Genomic DNA, 17,127 nt, shown 5'->3' on the forward strand with positions numbered 1-17,127 from the left:
GCCCTGCACCCGCCGAATCAACGGCAAACGCCAGAGCAACGGCGAAAGCTGGTTTTCTGTGGGATGGCGGGGGTGGGTCCGACAGTTTCCCGCGGCCTGTCGGAACGGCATTTTGCTCTGGTAGGTGTCGACCTTGGTCGACACCTCCACGGGATGATCGAGAAGGCTGTCTGTAGAGTCGAGCCATGCTCGACTCCCGCGCTCAGCGCAGAGAGGCCGCTTACGCCGAGGCGTAGCGCACGGCCGTGCCGATCCAGCGGCTGACCACGCGGTCGGCCAGTGCGGGCTGCTGGGCCAGCAGGCGCTCGGCCAGGTCATGCACGCCGGGCAGCAGGCCGGCGTCGCGTGCCAGATCGGCGATGCGGAAGCCGGCCAGGCCTGTCTGCCGCGTGCCAAGCAGTTCGCCCGGCCCGCGCAGTTCCAGGTCCTTCTCGGCGATGACGAAGCCATCGTTGGTTTCGCGCATGGTCTGCAGACGCTCACGCGCCATCTGCGAAAGCGGCGCCTGGTACAGCAGCACGCAGCGCGACACCGCCGAACCGCGGCCGACGCGACCGCGCAGCTGGTGCAGCTGGGCCAGGCCCAGACGCTCGGCGTTCTCGATCACCATCAGCGAGGCATTGGGCACGTCCACACCCACTTCGATCACCGTGGTCGCCACCAGCAGGTCGATGTCACCGGCCTTGAACGCGACCATGGTCGCCTGTTTCTCGGCGGCCTTCATCCGCCCGTGCACCAGCCCCACGCGCACGCCCGGCAGCAGCGCCTGCAGCGATTCGAAGGTGGCCTGTGCGGGCGTGGCATCCAGCTCTTCGCTTTCCTCGATCAGCGTACACACCCAGTACACCTGCCGCCCTTCCGCGCAGGCCAGGGCGATACGTTCGATCAGCTCCGGACGGCGGTCGTTGTTCAGGGCCACGGTCTGCACCGGCGTACGGCCCGGTGGCAGTTCGTCGATGGCCGATACGTCCAGGTCCGCGTACTCGGACATCGCCAGCGTGCGCGGAATCGGCGTGGCGGTCATCACCAGCTGGTGCGGCACGCTGTTGCCGCCGGCGCCCTTGTCGCGCAGCGCCAGGCGCTGGTGCACGCCGAAGCGGTGCTGTTCGTCGACGATGGCCAGGGCGAGGTCCTGGAACACCACCGCCTCCTGCATCAGCGCGTGGGTGCCGACCACCACCTGCGCTTCGCCATTGGCGACCTGTTCCATCACCTTCGCGCGCGCCTTGCCGGTGACCTTGCCGGCCAGCCAGGCGATACGTACACCCAGCGGCTCCAGCCAACCGCGCAGATTGTTGAGATGCTGTTCGGCCAGCAGTTCGGTGGGCGCAGCCAGCGCGACCTGCTTGCCCTGCTCTACCGCCAGCATGGCGGCCAGCGCGGCCACCACGGTCTTGCCGGAACCCACGTCGCCCTGCACCAGCCGCAGCATGGGACGAGGTCGCGCGAGGTCTTCGCGGATCTGCTTGAATACGCGCGCCTGCGCGCCGGTGAGGGCGAACGGCAGCTGCTTCAGCAGCGCCTCGGCCAGCGCACCGGGGCCGGCCAGCGGCGGCGCATGATGCGCCTGCAGCGCGATGCGCTGGCGACGCAGGCTGAGGTGGTGCGCCAGCAGTTCTTCCATCGCCAGCCGGCGCTGCGCCGGATGGGTGCCGGCGGCCAGCGCGGCCAGGTCGGCATCCGGTGGCGGCCGGTGCACCGTCAGCAGCGCACTGCGCAGCGACGGCAGGCCGAGGCCATCGAGCCAGCCAACGGGCAGCAGTTCCAGCGCGGCTTCTTCGGGGAGGCGATCCAGTGCCTGGCCGATCAGCCTGCGCATCGTCATCGGGCCCACACCTTCCACCGTGGGATACACCGGATCGAGGCGGTCGCCAAGTTCAGGATCATCGTTGCGCCCCAGCACCTGGTAGCTGGGATGAACGATTTCCAGGCCAAGGTGGCCCGGCTTGGGCGTTCCGAAACAGCGCAGGCGGTTGCCGACCGCGAACTGGCCGACCTGCTGCTGGCGGAAATGGAAGAAGCGCAGCACCAGGGTGCCCTGCCCCTCGTCCTCGACCGCCACCTTCAGCATCGGCCGGTAGCGCATGCCGCGCTCGACCGCGACGACGCGCACTTCCACCTGTGCCGGCACGCCGGATCGCAGGTCTTCGATGCGGGTCAGCCGGGTCCGGTCCTCATAGCGCAGCGGCAGGTGAAGCCAGAGATCCTGCAGGGTGGCCAGGCCACGCGCCTGCAGCTTGGCGGCCACGGCCGGACCCACGCCGGCGAGCATCGCCAGGGATGCTTCGCCGGACGGTGACAGGACCGGAGTGACCGCCGCCTTGCGTGCCACGGGGGCGTCAGTCGATGACCATCACCGCGTCGACCTCGAAGTTGGCGCCCTTCGGCAGGCCGGAGACTTCGATGGTGGAACGGGCCGGGAACGGAGCCTGGAAGTAGTCCTGCATGACCGCGTTGACCTTGGCGAACTCGCCCAGGTCGGTCAGGTACAGGCCAAGGCGCACGACCTGGTCCAGCGAACCGCCGGCAGCTTCGGCCACGGCCTTGAGGTTGTCGAACGCGCGGCGGGCCTGGGCTTCGACATCACCGGCACCGACGATGTCGCCGGTCGCCGGATCAAGCGGGATCTGGCCGGAGAAGTACACGGTGTTGCCGGCGCGCACGGCCTGCGAGTAAGGGCCGATGGCGGCAGGCGCCTTTTCGGTGTTGATGATCTGGCGGGACATGGTCGCTCCGGTGCATTTGGAAAACAGAGCGGCGATTGTAGCAACCCGGTAGCGCCGGGCCATGCCCGGCGACGTTTGGTTCATGCTGCGTGGCGCGCTCGCCGGGCATGGCCCGGCGCTACCGGTGCACCATCCACCCATGGTCTCCGGGCCGGGCGCATCCTCGTGCGTCGTGTGCGCGGAACGTCATCCACGCATGGCGTGGCTTTACTGGCGGCGCACCGACTGCACGACCGACAGGCGGCGCAGGCGCCGCATGACCTCGGCCAGGTGGTTGCGGTCGCGCACCTGGATGTTGAACGCCAGCACGGCAGCGTTGAAGTCGCGATCCAGATAATCCACGCGCTCGATGTTGGACTGGCTCTGCGCGATCGCGGCGGCAAGTTGGGCCAGCACGCCGGTACCGTTCTCCACCTCCACCACCAGCGAGGTGTCGTAGTCACCGGAAACGGTGGTATCCCAGCCGATCAGCACCCAGCGCTCGGGCGACTTGCGCAGCTCGGCCAGGTTCGGGCAGTCCATGCGATGCACCACGATGCCCTTGCCGGCGGTGTGGTAGCCCATGATGTCGTCGCCGGGAATCGGCTGGCAGCAGCCCGCGAAGGTGACCACGCCGCGCTCGCTGCCATTGATCAGGATCTTCTCCTGCGAGTGGTGGCGCGAATGCGGGCCGCCACGCAGTTCCGCATAGGCCATCAGCGCCTGCGCGGCCTGGGTCGGCATCCAGTTGCCGAGCGCGACTTCCGCCAGCAGGGCCTCCAGACGCGGGAAACGGTGCTCGGCCAGGAATGCATCCAGGCGCCCCTTCGGCAGCCGCTCCAGCGAGGAATCCATCGCCTCCAGCGCACGGTCAAGCATGCGGTGGCCCAGCTGCACGGCGTCCTCGTGCTCCAGCTGCTTGAGCTGGTGGCGGATCGCGGTGCGCGCCTTGCTGGTGACCACGAACTCCAGCCACTGTGGTTTGGGCGTGGCCGAACGCGCGGTGATGATCTCCACCGACTGCCCGGAGACCAGCTTGGTGCGCAACGGCACCAGCTTCTTGTCCACGCGCGAGGCCACCGCCATGTTGCCGACATCGGTATGCACGGCGTAAGCGAAATCGAGCGCGGTGGAATTGCGCGGCAGGGCCAGGATCTTGCCCTTCGGCGTGAACAGGTAGACCTCGTCCGGGAACAGGTCGACCTTCACGTTGTCGAGGAATTCCAGCGAGGAGCCGGCCGCGCGCTGCGAATCGATCAACTCGACGATCCACGCGTGGGCACGGCTCTGCGCGCTGTTGGGAGAATCGCCACCGAACTTGTAGGTCCAGTGTGCGGCCACGCCTCGCTCGGCAATCAGGTCCATTTCCTCGGTACGGATCTGCACCTCGATCGGCGAGCCGTACGGTCCGAAGAGCACGGTGTGCAGCGACTGGTAGCCGTTGGCCTTGGGAATGGCGATGAAGTCACGGAAGCGACCGTCCAGCGGCTTGAACGTGGCATGCACCGAGCCCAGTGCGTGATAGCAGGTGGGCACGCTGCGCACGACCAGGCGGAACCCGAACACGTCCATCACCTGGTCGAAGCTCTTGTTCTCGTCGCGCATCTTGTTGTAGATGCTCCACGGCGTCTTGATGCGGCTGACCAGGCGGTGTTCGATGCCCTCCTTCGCCAGTCGCTGCGAGAGCTGCACTTCCACCTGCGCCATCGCCTCGCGGCGCACCACCGGCTGGCTGCGGATGTGCTTTTCCAGGATCGCGTGGCGCCACGGATACAACGCCTTGAAGCCCAGGTTCTGCAGCTCGCTCTTGACCAGGCTCATGCCCAGCCGCTGCGCGATCGGCGCGTAGATCTCCAGCGTCTCGCGGGCGATGCGGCTCCTCGCTTCGCGGCTCTGGGCGCCCAGCGTGCGCATGTTGTGCAGGCGGTCGGCCAGCTTGATCATGATCACGCGCAGGTCGCGCGACATCGCCAGCAGCATCTTGCGGAAGCTCTCCGCGGCAGCTTCCTGGCGGTCCCGGAACTTCAGCTTGTCCAGCTTGGTCACGCCATCGACGAGTTCGGCAACCGGCTCGCCGAACTCGGCGGCCAGCGCCTCGCGGGTCAGCGGCGTGTCCTCGATGGTGTCGTGCAGGATCGCGGCGATCAACGCTTCGACATCCAGGCCGAGCTCGGCCAGCACCTGCGCAACCGCCACAGGATGGGTGATATAGGGCTCGCCCGACTTGCGTGTCTGCCCAGCGTGCGCAGCGGCCCCGACTTCCCAGGCACGGCGCAGCAGCGGCAGCTGCTCCGGCGGCAGGTAATGGGCGGCGCGTTCAAGCTGGAGGACGTAGTCGGGTACGGCGGCAGTGGGGGCTGCGGCGACCTTGGCAGTGGGGCCTGGGTTCATGCCCGAAGCCTATTCCAGCGCGACGTTTACGGCAAATCCTGAATGCGAAACAGCCCGCACGGGGCGGGCTGTTCGGCGTGTCCGGCGATGACGCTGATCGATGCGATCAATCGTCGTTCTTGGACATGTCTTCATCGGCGACCACTTCCGCGGCGGCCCACTCCAGCGCTTCGCGCTCGGCGCGCTCACGCTCGGCCTTCTCGACTTCGTCGATCAGCGCGTTGTCGATCTTGCGGGCAGCGATCTCGCGCAGCGCCAGCACGGTCGGCTTGTCCTCGGTCTCGCTGTTGTCCAGCGTGGCCTGCACGCCATTGGCGAGCTGGCGGGCACGCTTGGAGGCCATCATGACCAGCTCGAAACGGTTGTTAACGACTTCCAGGCAATCTTCTACGGTGATGCGGGCCATACGGGCTCCCGGCGACCGGTCGGCCGCTCAGTCGAATGAGGGAAAGGGGACGGAGTGTACCGGCAGGGGCTGGACAAAATCAAGCCAACCCTCACCCGATTCTTTTGGAATCAGTCAGTTGCGCCCGGATCAGGGGTCAACAGGGCCTGGATCAGCCCGGCGTGGCGGACCTTCTGGGCCTCGCGGCGCAGGCGGCTGGCGGTGAAGATCGCGCACAGCTCGTCCACGGCGGTGTCGAACACCTCGTTGACGATGACGTAGTCGAACTCGTTGAAGTGCAGCATCTCGTCGCGGGCGGCGCCCAGGCGCTGGGCGATCACCGCTTCGCTGTCCTGCCCACGCTTGCGCATGCGGTCCTGCAGGGCCTGCTTGGACGGCGGCAGGATGAACACGGTGACCGTGCCCGGTACCAGCTGCCGGACCTGCTGCGCGCCCTGCCAGTCGATCTCCAGCAGCACATCCTGGCCGGCCGCCAGCTGCGGTTCCACCGACTGCCGCGCCGTGCCCTTCCAGTCTCCGTGCACCCATGCATGCTCGAAGAAGTCGCCCGCAGCAATCATCTGCTCGAACTTCTCTGCGGTGACGAAGTGATAGTGCTCACCGTTCACTTCACCCGGTCGCATGGCCCGCGAAGTGAAGGAGATCGACAGGGCAATCTGCGGGTCGCGGGCCAGCGTCGCGTTGACGATGCTGCTCTTGCCGGCGCCTGAAGGGGCGGCAACGATGTACAGCGTGCCGCGCGCGATGGTGGCCGACGGGGTGGACGGGGCGCTCATGCACGGAACCCAACTGGTTGATTTCGCAAAATTTTTCCTCGATGTTCCAGACATGGCGCGGAGGATCGCGCCAGGACGGCGGGGACTGCGCGGAACATCCTGGAACCAGGCCCGGCAGACGGCTCCCCGGGGTGCGGGCACGCAACTTTACCAGAGCGGCCCCTCCCCGCGCCCGGCCACACCCGGCCGGCCTTGTGCCACATGGGCATGCGGGGGGCTGTGCTATAACCGGGACATTGCGGTCGTTCCCGGAAAGACGCTCGCGGCATGCTGGCGGTTCTCCCCTTCGACGGCCGTACCCACCGACAGCCCGGAGGCCTGCACGCCTCCCCGCCATCCAAGGAGAACGGCATGCCCTCGATGAGTCGCCGCCAGTTCCTGAAGGTCACCGGGACAACCCTGGTGGGCTCCAGCCTGGCCCTGATGGGCTTCGCGCCCGGCATCGCGCTCGCGGAGGTGCGGCAGTACAAGCTGACCCGCGCCACCGAGACCCGCAACACCTGTACGTACTGTTCGGTGGCCTGCGGCATCCTGATGTACAGCCTCGGCGATGGCGCCAAGAACGCCGAGCCGAGCATCTTCCACATCGAGGGCGACCCGGACCATCCGGTCAACCGCGGCACGCTGTGCCCGAAGGGCGCCGGCCTGGCCGACATCATCCACAGCAAATCGCGCCTGCTCTACCCGGAATACCGGGCACCGGGTACGAACGAGTGGAAGCGCCTGAGCTGGGACGACGCTCTGGACCGCATCGCGCGGCTGATGAAGGAAGACCGCGACGCCAACTTCGTGCAGAAGAACGAGGCGGGGCAGACGGTCAACCGCTGGCTGACCACCGGCATGCTGGCGGCCTCGGCCACCAGCAATGAAACCGCGGTATTGACCCACAAGGTCGTCCGCTCGCTTGGAATGCTCGCATTCGACAACCAGGCACGTGTCTGACACGGCCCGACGGTGGCAGGTCTTGCCCCGACGCTAGGCCGAGGTGCGATGACGAATCACTGGGTCGACATCAAGAATGCCGACCTGATCCTGATCATGGGTGGCAATGCCGCCGAGGCACACCCGTGCGGGTTCAAATGGGTGACCGAGGCCAAGGCACACAACAAGGCCCGCCTGATCGTCATCGATCCACGCTTCAACCGCTCGGCCGCGGTGGCCGATGTCTACGCGCCGATCCGCACCGGCACCGACATCGTGTTCCTGGGTGGCCTGATCAACTACCTGCTGGCCGAGGACCGCATCCAGCACGAGTACGTGCTGAACTACACCGACATGTCGTTCCTGGTGAAGGACGAATTCGCCTTCACCGACGGCCTGTACTCGGGCTATGACCCGCAGAAGCGCAGCTACGACCGCTCCAGCTGGGACTACCTGTATGGGGACGCCGGTTACGTGCGCAGCGACCCGACCCTGAAGGACCCGCGCTGCGTCTACAACCTGCTCAAGCAGCACTACGCACGCTATACCGTGGAGATGGTCGAACGCATCTGCGGTACGCCCGCCGACAGCATCCGCCAGATCTGGGACATGATCGCGTCCACCGCCGGCAAGGACAAGGCGATGACCATCCTGTACGCGCTGGGCTGGACGCAGCACTCGGTCGGTGCGCAGAACGTGCGCGCCGGCACGATGGTGCAGCTGCTGCTGGGCAACATCGGCGTGGCCGGTGGCGGCATGAACGCCCTGCGTGGGCATTCCAACATCCAGGGCCTGACCGACATCGGCCTGATGTCCGACCTGCTGCCGGGCTACCTGACACTGCCCAGGCAGGACGAGCAGGACTACAACGCCTACATCGCCAAGCGCACGCAGAAGCCGCTGCGCGCCAACCAGATGTCGTTCTGGCAGAACTACCCGAAGTTCCATGTCAGTCTGATGAAGTCGTGGTGGGGCGATGCCGCCACCGCCGACAACAACTGGTGCTTCGATCACCTGCCCAAGCTCGACAAGCCCTACGACATGCTGCAGGCCTACGAGCTGATGAACGAAGGCAGGATCCATGGCTACATCTGCCAGGGCTTCAACCCGCTGGCCTCGGCACCGAACAAGGGCAAGCTGATCAGCGCGTTCTCCAAGCTGAAGTTCATGGTCAGCATGGACCCGCTGGAAACCGAAACCATCGCCTTCTGGCAGAACCATGGCGCACTGAACGACGTCGACCCGAGCACGATCCAGACCGAAGTGTTCCGCCTGCCGACCACCTCGTTCGCCGAGGAGAACGGCGCGGTGGTGAACTCCTCGCGCTGGCTGCAATGGCACTGGAAGGGCGCCAACGCACCGGGCGAAGCGCGCAGCGACATCGAGATCATGTCCGAGCTGTTCCACCGCATCAAGGCGCTGTACGAGAAGGACGGCGGCGCGTGGTGGGAGCCGGTGCGCGACCTCGCCTGGAATTACGCCGACCCGAAACTGCCGACGCCGGAAGAACTGGCGATGGAGTACAACGGCAAGGCACTGGTGGACGTGTTCGATCCGAAGGACCCGACCCGGCTGGTACGCAAGGCCGGCGAACAGCTGGCCGCGTTCGGCGACCTGCGCGACGACGGCAGCACGTCTTCCGGCTGCTGGATCTACATCGGTGCGTGGGGGCCGACCGGCAACATGATGGCACGGCGCGACAACAGCGATCCCACCGGTATCGGCAACACGCTGGGCTGGGCCTGGGCGTGGCCCGCCAACCGCCGCGTGATGTACAACCGCGCCTCGTGCGACGTCGCCGGGCAGCCGTTCGATCCACGACGCACCCTGCTCGCCTGGAACGGCAGGAACTGGGGCAACATCGACGTGCCCGACTTCAAGGCCGATGAAGACCCGGCCGGCGGGATGGGCCCGTTCATCATGAATCCCGAGGGCATTGCCCGCTTCTTCGCCAAGGCCGGCATGGCCGAAGGCCCGTTCCCGGAACACTACGAGCCCTTCGACACGCCGTTGCGCAGCAACCCGCTGAGCCCGGGCCAGGCGCTGACGCTGAACAATCCGGCCGCGCGCGTGTTCGACAGCGACCGCGCGCAGATCGGCTCGCCGGACGAGTTCCCGCACGTGGCCACCACCTACCGGCTGACCGAGCATTTCCACTTCTGGACCAAGCACGGCAAGCTCAACGCCATCATCCAGCCGGAGCAGTTCGTCGAGATCGGCGCAGCCTTGGCCGACGAGCTGGGCATCGGCAACGGCAGTCGCGTGCGGGTCAGCTCCAAGCGTGGCCACATCGAAGCCGTAGCGATGGTGACCAAGCGCATCAAGGCACTGCAGATCGATGGCAGGACGGTGCACCAGGTGGGCGTGCCGATCCACTGGGGCTTCCTGGGTGCTGCCAAGCCCGGTTACATCGCCAATACGCTGACCAACGCCATCGGTGACGGCAATTCGCAGACGCCTGAATCGAAGTGCATCCTGGTCAAGGTCGAGAAGGTGTAGGAGACACGCCATGTCACTGCAATCGCTGGACATCATCCGCCGCTCGGCCACCACCACGCCCTCGCCGCAGGCGCGCGGCGCCCACACCGGGCAGGTCGCCAAACTGATCGACGTGAGCAAGTGCATCGGCTGCAAGGCCTGCCAGGTCGCCTGCATGGAGTGGAACGACCTGCGCGACGAGGTCGGCAGCTGCGTCGGCAGCTATGACAACCCGCCGGACCTGAGCGACCAGTCGTGGACGGTCATGAAGTTCCGCGAGTACGAGGACGAGAAGGGCAAGCTGGAGTGGCTGATCCGCAAGGAGGGCTGCATGCACTGCAGCGACCCGGGCTGCCTGAAAGCCTGCCCGTCGCCGGGCGCGATCATCCAGTACGCCAACGGCATCGTCGATTTCCAGGAGGAGAACTGCATCGGCTGCGGCTACTGCGTGACCGGCTGCCCGTTCGACGTGCCGCGGATCTCCAAGAAGGACCACAAGGCCTACAAGTGCACGCTGTGCTCGGACCGCGTGGCCGTGGGCCAGGAGCCGGCGTGCGTAAAGACCTGCCCGACCGGGGCGATCACGTTCGGCAGCAAGCAGGCGATGACCGAGCACGCCGCCGGCCGCGTCGAGGACCTGAAGTCACGCGGCTACGGGAATGCCGGGTTGTACGACCCGCAGGGCGTCGGTGGCACCCACGTGATGTACGTGCTGCAGCACGTGGACAAGCCGGAGCTGTACGCCGACCTGCCCAAGGACCCGCGCATCAGCCCCATGGTCGAGGTCTGGAAGGGGGTGGCCAAGCCGCTGGGCGTGCTGGCAATCGCCGCGACAGCCTTCGTGGGCTTCCTGCACTACATCGGCATCGGCCGCAACACGGTCAACGATGAGGAGGAAGAGCAGGCCGAGCACGAAGCAAAGAAGATCGAAGAGGAGCAGCGGCCATGAAGTACGCCCCGCACCCCCGCCAGATCGTGCGCTACCGCGCTCCGACCCGCATCAACCACTGGATCGTGGCGATCTGCTTCGTGCTGACCGCGCTGTCCGGCCTGGCCCTGTTCCACCCTGCGCTGTTCCCGTTGACGGCGCTGTTCGGTGGCGGGCCGTGGACACGCATCCTGCATCCCTTCGTCGGCCTGGCCATGGTGGTGGGCTTCGCCCTGCTTGCCTTGCGCATGTGGCGTGACAACCTGCCTACCGCCGACGACCGCGCATGGCTGCGCGGCATGCGCGAAGTGCTGCGCAACGAGGATGAGACACTGCCACCGGTTGGCCGCTTCAACGCCGGCCAGAAACTGCTGTTCTGGGCGATCATCGGCTGCCTTTCGGCGTTGCTGCTGACCGGCTTCGTGATCTGGCGGCAGTATTTCAGCCATCTGTTCCCGATCGGCGTGATCCGTTTTTCGGTGCTGGTGCACGCACTGTTTGGCTGGGTACTGGTATGCGCCATCGTGGTGCACATCTATGCCGCGATCTGGATCAAGGGTTCGGTGCGCGCGATGACCCAGGGCAAGGTGACCTATGGGTGGGCCTACAAGCACCATCGGCAGTGGTTCAGGGACATCCTGCGCGGGCGGCGCGGAGAGGGGTAACGGCAGGGCCTGCGGCCCTGCACCCGCCGGATCAACGTCAACGTCAACGTCAAAAGCAGGTTGCCGCCGGATGGCGGGGTGGGTCCCGCTGCTGTTGGTGGGTGTCGACCTTGGTCGACACGATGAACACGGCAACAACCGATGGGATCAGATCCGTTTTCCTTTGGAAAACGGATCTGACCCCGACCTTTCAGGTGGCCGGCAACACGCTGGACGCCAGCGTCGACAACGGCGAGGATGGAGGCTGGTTCTTCCGGCTGGCCCCGCATGGCGCAACGCATCCTTGAACCCGGTGAGATCGAGACGCTGGCCTCGCGCGATGTCCCGCGCATCATCCTGCCGGATATCGCCTCGCTGTTCGGCGGACGTGCGGACCGGTTGCGCAGCCTGGCAGGACGCAGTGCCATCGGTGGCTACCTGCAGCTGCTGGCGGCACTGGCCGATGCACAACAGGCGCTGCTGGACGAACTGACGCCGCAGCAACGCGAGGCGCTGCAGGCGCAGGCCCGCGCGCAGCAGTCGAGCGCGGCGGCCAGCGCCGGCATGCCATTGCGGCCCGCCAACACACTTCAGCTCGATGGCCGATGGCGCGACTGGTTGCGCGCGCTGTGCCGGCACTGCGCCGATGAAGCCGGACTGCCTGCGGAGACCCGACAGGAACTGCAACGGGTTGCCGCGGCCGCTGACGCCTGGCTGGATGCACAGGCGCATGCGGTGCTGGAGCGCGACGACGCACCGTCGCTGGACGCGGTCGCTGCCCTGCTGGTGATGAACGCGCTGCAGGTGTACTGGGCCGTACTCGCGGCCAGCTTCCGCCCCACCGACCTGAAACCGCTTGCCGATGCACCCGGGCTGTGCCCGCTGTGCGGCTCGTTGCCGGTGGCCAGTGTGGTGCAGGCGCGCCCACCCTACGCCTCCTACCGCTATCTGTCGTGCTCGCTGTGCGCCTGTCAGTGGCACTACGTGCGCGTGCAGTGCAGCCAATGCGGCGCGGCCGGCAAGGACATCGCCTATCGCGCGCTGGCCGAGGTCGACGGCGATGCAGGCGAGGTGGTGCGTGAAGGCGCGATCCGCGCCGAGACCTGCGATCACTGCCACAGCTACCGCAAGATTCTGTATCTGGAGAAGGATCCGGCGCTGGAGCCGGTCGCCGACGACCTCGGCACGCTGGCGCTGGATCTGTTGCTGGGCGAGGAAGGCTACATGCGCGCCAGCCAGAATCCGCTGCTCTGGCAGTCCGACGGCGACTGAACCGATGCCTCGCGTGCACGCCCCCACCGCCCCGGCCAGCGCCCTGCCCTCGCTGGACCGCCTGCTGCGCCTGCCGGCGTTGTCGACGCTGATCAGGGACCACGGCCGCAGCCGCATCGCCCATCTGCTGCGCGAGCACGTGCAGGGGTTGCGCGAGCGCAGCGGCTGCGGCCAGCTGTCACCGGAACAGCTGCAGCGGGCCGTCGCGGAACCCGGCGTGGTCGCGGCCCTGCAGTCGGCGCTGGCAGCCGATGCACGCCTGGATCTGCAGCCGGTATTCAACCTCACCGGCACGGTGCTGCATACGAATCTCGGCCGCGCGCTGTTGCCGGACGCCGCGGTACGCGCAGTGACCCGCGCGATGACGGCGCCGGTGGATCTGGAATTCGACATCGCCCTGGGCCGTCGGGGGGACCGCGATGCGCGCGTGCGGGCACTGGTCTGCGAACTGACCGGCGCCGAAGCGGCGACCGTGGTCAACAACAACGCCGCAGCAGTCCTGTTGCTGCTCAACAGCCTGGCCAATCGCCGCGAGGTAATCGTGTCGCGGGGCGAACTGGTGGAAATCGGCGGCGCCTTCCGAATTCCCGATGTAATGCGCAGCGCCGGTGCGCGGCTGCGCGAAGTGGGCACCACCAACCGCACCCATCCGGCCGACTTCGACAGCGCCATCGGCACGCGCACCGCGCTGCTGATGGAAGTGCACGCCAGCAACTACGCCATCACCGGCTTCACCGCCAAGGTCGATACTGCACGGATGGCATCGATCGCGCACGGGCACGGGCTGCCACTGGCGGTGGACCTTGGCAGTGGCAGCCTGTGCGACCTGTCTGCCCACGGTCTACCGCGCGAACCTACAGTGCAGGAAACGCTGGCGGGGGGCGCCGACCTCGTCTCGTTCAGCGGCGACAAGCTGCTCGGTGGACCGCAGGCCGGGATCATTGCCGGCCGCGCCGACCTCATCGCACGCATCAACCGCAATCCGCTCAAGCGCGCCCTTCGTATGGACAAGATGGGCCTGGCCGCGCTGGAAGCGGTACTGGCGCTGTACCGCGAACCGGAACTGCTGCCGCAGCGGCTGCCGACCCTGCGCACGCTGTCCCGCGAACAGGGAGACATCCATGCGCAGGCACAGCGCCTGCTGCCTTCCGTGCAGCAGGCGCTGGCCGCGCATTACGCGGTTGAAGCGGTGCCGATGTACAGCCAGGTCGGCAGTGGCGCGCAGCCACAGGCGCAACTGGCCAGCGCCGGCCTGCGCATCCGCGTCGCTGCAGCTGCCGGGTTGGACCGTCTGGCCAAGCGCCTGCGCGGCCTGCCACGGCCGGTGCTCGGGCGCATTGCCGAGGATGCGCTGTGGCTTGACCTGCGCGGGCTTGAGTACGGGGATGAGGCTGCTTTCCTCGCCCAGTGGAGCGCGCTGCAGGCATGATCGTCGGTACCGCCGGGCATATCGACCATGGCAAGACCAGCCTGGTGCGGGCACTGACCGGCATCGAAACCGATCGCCTGCAGGAAGAGCGCGCGCGCGGCATCTCCATAGAACTGGGGTATGCCTATGTGCCGGTGGAGGCCGCACGCGGAGAGGGGCCTCCGGCGATGCTGGGCTTCGTCGATGTGCCGGGTCACGAGCGCTTCGTGCACACGATGGTGGCCGGTGCCACCGGCATCGATGTGGCGCTGCTGGTGATCGCCGCCGATGACGGCGTGATGCCGCAGACCCGTGAGCATCTGTCGATCCTGCAGCTGCTGGGTGTGGACCGCGCTGCAGTGGCATTGACCAAGATCGACCGTGTGGATGCGGCGCGCATTGCCGAGGCAGAAGCGGAGATCGTTGCCCTGCTGGCCTGCACACCGCTGCAGGGGTCTGCAGTATTCGCCTGCAACAGCACCGACAGCGCGGATGCCGGCATCCATGCGCTGCGCGCCCACCTGCATGCGTGGGCCGCCGCTAACGACAGCCGCCGGACGGCCCAGCGCCGCAGCGAGCTGTTCCGCATGCCGGTGGATCGCGTGTTCTCGCTGGCCGGTCACGGCACACTGGTCACCGGCGCGGTACAGGGCGGCGTGGCCGCGGTCGGCGCGCATCTGCAGTTGATGCCGACCGCCATCGACGTGCGCATCCGCAGCATCCATGCGCAGAACCAGGCCAGTGGACAGGCTGCCGCGGGACAGCGCTGTGCCCTGAACCTGGCCGCCATCGCCCGCGACGGCATCACCCGCGGCGACTGGATCGCCGATCCGCGCGCGCTGCAGGCCACCACCCGGGTCGACGTACGCCTTCGCCTTGCGGCACAGGTGCGGCCCCTGCGCAACTGGACACCGCTGCACATCCACTGGGGCACGATGCACCGGCAGGCCCATGTGGTGCTGCTGGAGGATGAAGACAGTGGCAATGGCCAGCTGGTGCAGCTGGTGTTCGATGCCCCGGTCTGCGCGATGTGCGGCGACCGCTTCATCGCCCGCGATTCGGCTGCAGCGCATACGCTGGGCGGCGGCACCGTGCTCGATCCCGATCCACCGCAACGACGTCGGCGCAGCCCGGCACGCCGGGCGTGGTTGGCAGCCCTGGAGCAACTGGCCGCAGGCACGGGAATCGGCCCGCTGCTGCAGCAGGCACCGGCCGGCATCGCGCTGGCCGCACTGCAACGCTACTGCCGGCGTGAGGCCGCACAGATCGATCTCCCTGCAGATGCCCGGCGCATCGCCACCCGCGAGGACACGGTGATCATCCTCACCTCGCATTGGCAGGCGCTGCGCGAACAGGTGATCCGCTCACTGCATGACTGGCACGAGCGACGGCCGGACGAGCCCGGTGTCGACAGCGGGCGCCTGCAGCGCAGTACCCTGCCCGCGCTCTCGACCAGTCTCTGGAACGCGCTGCTGCAGGACCTGTTCGACGATGGCGCGTTGCAGCGCGTGGGCGCGTGGTGGCGGCTGCCAGGCCACGACCATGCGCCGCCGGAACGCGAGCGCGCGCTTCTCGAACGCGTGCTCCCGCGTCTGGATGCCGGTGGTTTCGATCCGCCCTGGGTGCGCACGCTTGCGGCCGATCTCGGCTTCGCCGAGGAGGAGATGCGTGCGGTCCTGCGTCGCGCCGCAGCGCGCGGCGAGCTGTTCCAGGTGGTGCCGGACCTGTTCTACGCACCGGCCCGCATCGACGCGCTGGCGGCAACGGTCGCCCGGCTGTCACAGGCAACGGGCATGGTGGACGCGGCAGCATTCCGCGATGCCATCGGCCTGGGCCGCAAGCGCAGCATCCAGATCTTGGAGTTCTTCAATCGCGTTGGCTACACTCGACGCGTCGGTGACCAGCATCGGCCGCGCGGCGACCTGCAATGGAACACCGCCCACGGTTGACTGCACCGGTACCGCCGTACCTTCGGAAGGCATGCGCATCCGGGCATGCGGCTGGGCTTCAAACCCAGCAGGGGGCGTCGATCGCTCCCTGGTAGGTTCGACTCCTGCTGCCTTCCGCCATTCGTGTTCCTGCAGGAGATGCCGGCATGGCCTCGCATGTGCAGTCCCCACTCCCCCCGTCGGCCGAGGCTCCGCAGCGATTGACTTCGCTGGCCCACGGCGGCGGTTGTGGCTGCAAGATCGCACCCGGCGTGCTGGCCGAACTGCTGCGGGGCACCCCGGCGTTCCCTGCGCCGGCCGAACTGCTGGTCGGCCGCGAGACCAGTGACGATGCCGCGGTCTACCGGCTTGATGATCGCCAGGCGATCGTCGCCACCACCGACTTTTTCATGCCGATCGTCGATGACCCATTCGACTTCGGCCGCATCGCCGCCACCAATGCGCTGTCGGACCTGTATGCGATGGGCGCGCGGCCGCTGTTCGCACTGGCCATCGTCGGCATGCCCATCAATACGCTGCCACAGGACACGATCCGCGGCATCCTGCAGGGCGGCGAACGTGCCTGTGCCGACGCCGGCATCGTGGTGGCCGGGGGCCACAGCATCGACTCGGTGGAGCCGATCTATGGCCTGGCCGCGATCGGCGTGCTGGATCCGCAGCGGCTCAAGCGCAATGCCGATGCCCGCGCCGGCGATGTGCTGGTGCTGGGCAAGCCATTGGGCGTGGGCGTGTATTCGTCGGCGCTGAAGAAGGGCGTCCTCGATGCCGACGGTTACCGGCAGATGCTCGACTCCACCACCCGCCTGAATGCCGTGGGCGTACCGTTGGCGGCGTTGCACGGGGTGCATGCGATGACCGACGTCACCGGCTTCGGCCTGCTCGGCCATCTGCTGGAAGTGTGCCGCGCCAGTGGCGTGGCCGCCGAAGTGGATAGCACGCAGGTACCGCTGCTGCCACAGACACTTGCACTGCTACAGCATGGCTGCGTTACCGGCGCATCCAACCGCAACTGGGCCTCGTATGGCGGCCAGGTGCATTTCGCCGAAGGCGTGGCCGCCCACTGGCAGCCACTGCTGACCGACCCGCAGACCAGCGGCGGCCTGCTCGTATCCTGCGCAGCGGACGCCGTGGATGCGGTGAAAGCCGTTTTTGCCGACGCCGGGTTTGCCCAGGCCGCGGTGATCGGCCACCTGCTGGCGGGGCCTGCCGGCGTCAGCGTGCGCTGAAACGATGAGGGCGCCCGAAGGCG

General features: G+C 67.4%; 13 protein-coding genes and 1 tRNA gene. 9 read left to right on the forward strand and 5 right to left on the reverse strand.

All coding sequences use genetic code 11. The features are described 5' to 3' along the window. Positions 1–220: 220 nt before the first annotated feature. From recG to gmk, 5 genes are all read right to left on the reverse strand, one after another. Complete coding sequence (gene recG / locus AC5P5M_RS04105) at positions 221–2,332, reverse strand: ATP-dependent DNA helicase RecG (protein ID WP_495205591.1); 2,112 nt, start codon at positions 2,330–2,332, stop codon at positions 221–223. 7 nt (positions 2,333–2,339) lie between these two features. Continuing rightward, on the reverse strand, positions 2,340–2,726 hold the full coding sequence (locus tag AC5P5M_RS04110; protein WP_053519454.1) for a RidA family protein: 387 nt from the start codon (positions 2,724–2,726) through the stop codon (positions 2,340–2,342). A 207-nt stretch (positions 2,727–2,933) separates the two neighbouring features. Further along, on the reverse strand, positions 2,934–5,096 hold the full coding sequence (locus tag AC5P5M_RS04115) for a RelA/SpoT family protein (protein ID WP_053519455.1): 2,163 nt from the start codon (positions 5,094–5,096) through the stop codon (positions 2,934–2,936). 106 nt (positions 5,097–5,202) lie between these two features. After that, positions 5,203–5,502, reverse strand: a complete 300-nt coding sequence (gene rpoZ, locus AC5P5M_RS04120) for a DNA-directed RNA polymerase subunit omega (RefSeq protein ID WP_005410877.1) — start codon at positions 5,500–5,502, stop codon at positions 5,203–5,205. A gap of 110 nt (positions 5,503–5,612) precedes the next feature. Beyond that, entirely contained in the window at positions 5,613–6,278 is a 666-nt protein-coding gene (gene gmk, locus AC5P5M_RS04125) for a guanylate kinase (protein ID WP_053519456.1), read from the reverse strand. A 351-nt stretch (positions 6,279–6,629) separates the two neighbouring features. On the opposite strand from gmk, the gene fdnG reads away from it, so the two are divergent. The 9 genes from fdnG to selD all read left to right on the forward strand — a co-directional run bounded on the left by fdnG (position 6,630) and on the right by selD (position 17,104). After that, entirely contained in the window at positions 6,630–9,698 is a 3,069-nt protein-coding gene (gene fdnG / locus AC5P5M_RS04130; RefSeq protein WP_154582373.1) for a formate dehydrogenase-N subunit alpha, read from the forward strand. A 10-nt stretch (positions 9,699–9,708) separates the two neighbouring features. Beyond that, positions 9,709–10,626, forward strand: a complete 918-nt coding sequence (gene fdxH / locus AC5P5M_RS04135; RefSeq protein ID WP_065175731.1) for a formate dehydrogenase subunit beta — start codon at positions 9,709–9,711, stop codon at positions 10,624–10,626. Then, positions 10,623–11,270 (forward strand): formate dehydrogenase subunit gamma, encoded by a 648-nt coding sequence (locus tag AC5P5M_RS04140; protein WP_164150895.1) that lies wholly within the window; start codon positions 10,623–10,625, stop codon positions 11,268–11,270. The genes fdxH and AC5P5M_RS04140 overlap by 4 nt, the downstream gene beginning before the upstream one ends. 101 nt (positions 11,271–11,371) lie before the next feature. Beyond that, positions 11,372–11,557: a hypothetical protein gene (locus AC5P5M_RS04145; protein ID WP_197625285.1), complete on the forward strand. Its 186-nt coding sequence runs from the start codon at positions 11,372–11,374 to the stop codon at positions 11,555–11,557. After that, positions 11,538–12,521: a formate dehydrogenase accessory protein FdhE gene (gene fdhE, locus AC5P5M_RS04150; RefSeq protein WP_128988518.1), complete on the forward strand. Its 984-nt coding sequence runs from the start codon at positions 11,538–11,540 to the stop codon at positions 12,519–12,521. Before AC5P5M_RS04145 ends, fdhE begins: the two co-directional genes overlap by 20 nt. A gap of 4 nt (positions 12,522–12,525) precedes the next feature. Next, complete coding sequence (gene selA / locus AC5P5M_RS04155) at positions 12,526–13,950, forward strand: L-seryl-tRNA(Sec) selenium transferase (protein WP_495205592.1); 1,425 nt, start codon at positions 12,526–12,528, stop codon at positions 13,948–13,950. Next, on the forward strand, positions 13,947–15,878 hold the full coding sequence (gene selB, locus AC5P5M_RS04160; RefSeq protein WP_495205593.1) for a selenocysteine-specific translation elongation factor: 1,932 nt from the start codon (positions 13,947–13,949) through the stop codon (positions 15,876–15,878). The genes selA and selB overlap by 4 nt, the downstream gene beginning before the upstream one ends. A 24-nt stretch (positions 15,879–15,902) precedes the next feature. Continuing rightward, positions 15,903–15,998, forward strand: a tRNA-Sec gene (locus AC5P5M_RS04165). A 26-nt stretch (positions 15,999–16,024) separates the two neighbouring features. Further along, complete coding sequence (gene selD / locus AC5P5M_RS04170; protein WP_262100485.1) at positions 16,025–17,104, forward strand: selenide, water dikinase SelD; 1,080 nt, start codon at positions 16,025–16,027, stop codon at positions 17,102–17,104. The last annotated feature ends 23 nt before the right edge of the window (positions 17,105–17,127 follow it).

It is taken from the genome of Stenotrophomonas sp. YJH_SMC_106-19 (assembly GCF_059368375.1).

Bases quoted from the DNA above. Each gene is read 5' to 3' on its own strand.
- fdhE (WP_128988518.1), top strand. From the start codon at position 11,538: ATGGCGCAACGCATCCTTGAACCCGGTGAGATCGAGACGCTGGCCTCG.
- selD (WP_262100485.1), top strand. From the start codon at position 16,025: ATGGCCTCGCATGTGCAGTCCCCACTCCCCCCGTCGGCCGAGGCTCCG.
- AC5P5M_RS04115 (WP_053519455.1), bottom strand. From the start codon at position 5,096: ATGAACCCAGGCCCCACTGCCAAGGTCGCCGCAGCCCCCACTGCCGCC.
- selA (WP_495205592.1), top strand. From the start codon at position 12,526: ATGCCTCGCGTGCACGCCCCCACCGCCCCGGCCAGCGCCCTGCCCTCG.
- gmk (WP_053519456.1), bottom strand. From the start codon at position 6,278: ATGAGCGCCCCGTCCACCCCGTCGGCCACCATCGCGCGCGGCACGCTG.
- selB (WP_495205593.1), top strand. From the start codon at position 13,947: ATGATCGTCGGTACCGCCGGGCATATCGACCATGGCAAGACCAGCCTG.
- fdxH (WP_065175731.1), top strand. From the start codon at position 9,709: ATGTCACTGCAATCGCTGGACATCATCCGCCGCTCGGCCACCACCACG.
- AC5P5M_RS04140 (WP_164150895.1), top strand. From the start codon at position 10,623: ATGAAGTACGCCCCGCACCCCCGCCAGATCGTGCGCTACCGCGCTCCG.
- rpoZ (WP_005410877.1), bottom strand. From the start codon at position 5,502: ATGGCCCGCATCACCGTAGAAGATTGCCTGGAAGTCGTTAACAACCGT.
- AC5P5M_RS04110 (WP_053519454.1), bottom strand. From the start codon at position 2,726: ATGTCCCGCCAGATCATCAACACCGAAAAGGCGCCTGCCGCCATCGGC.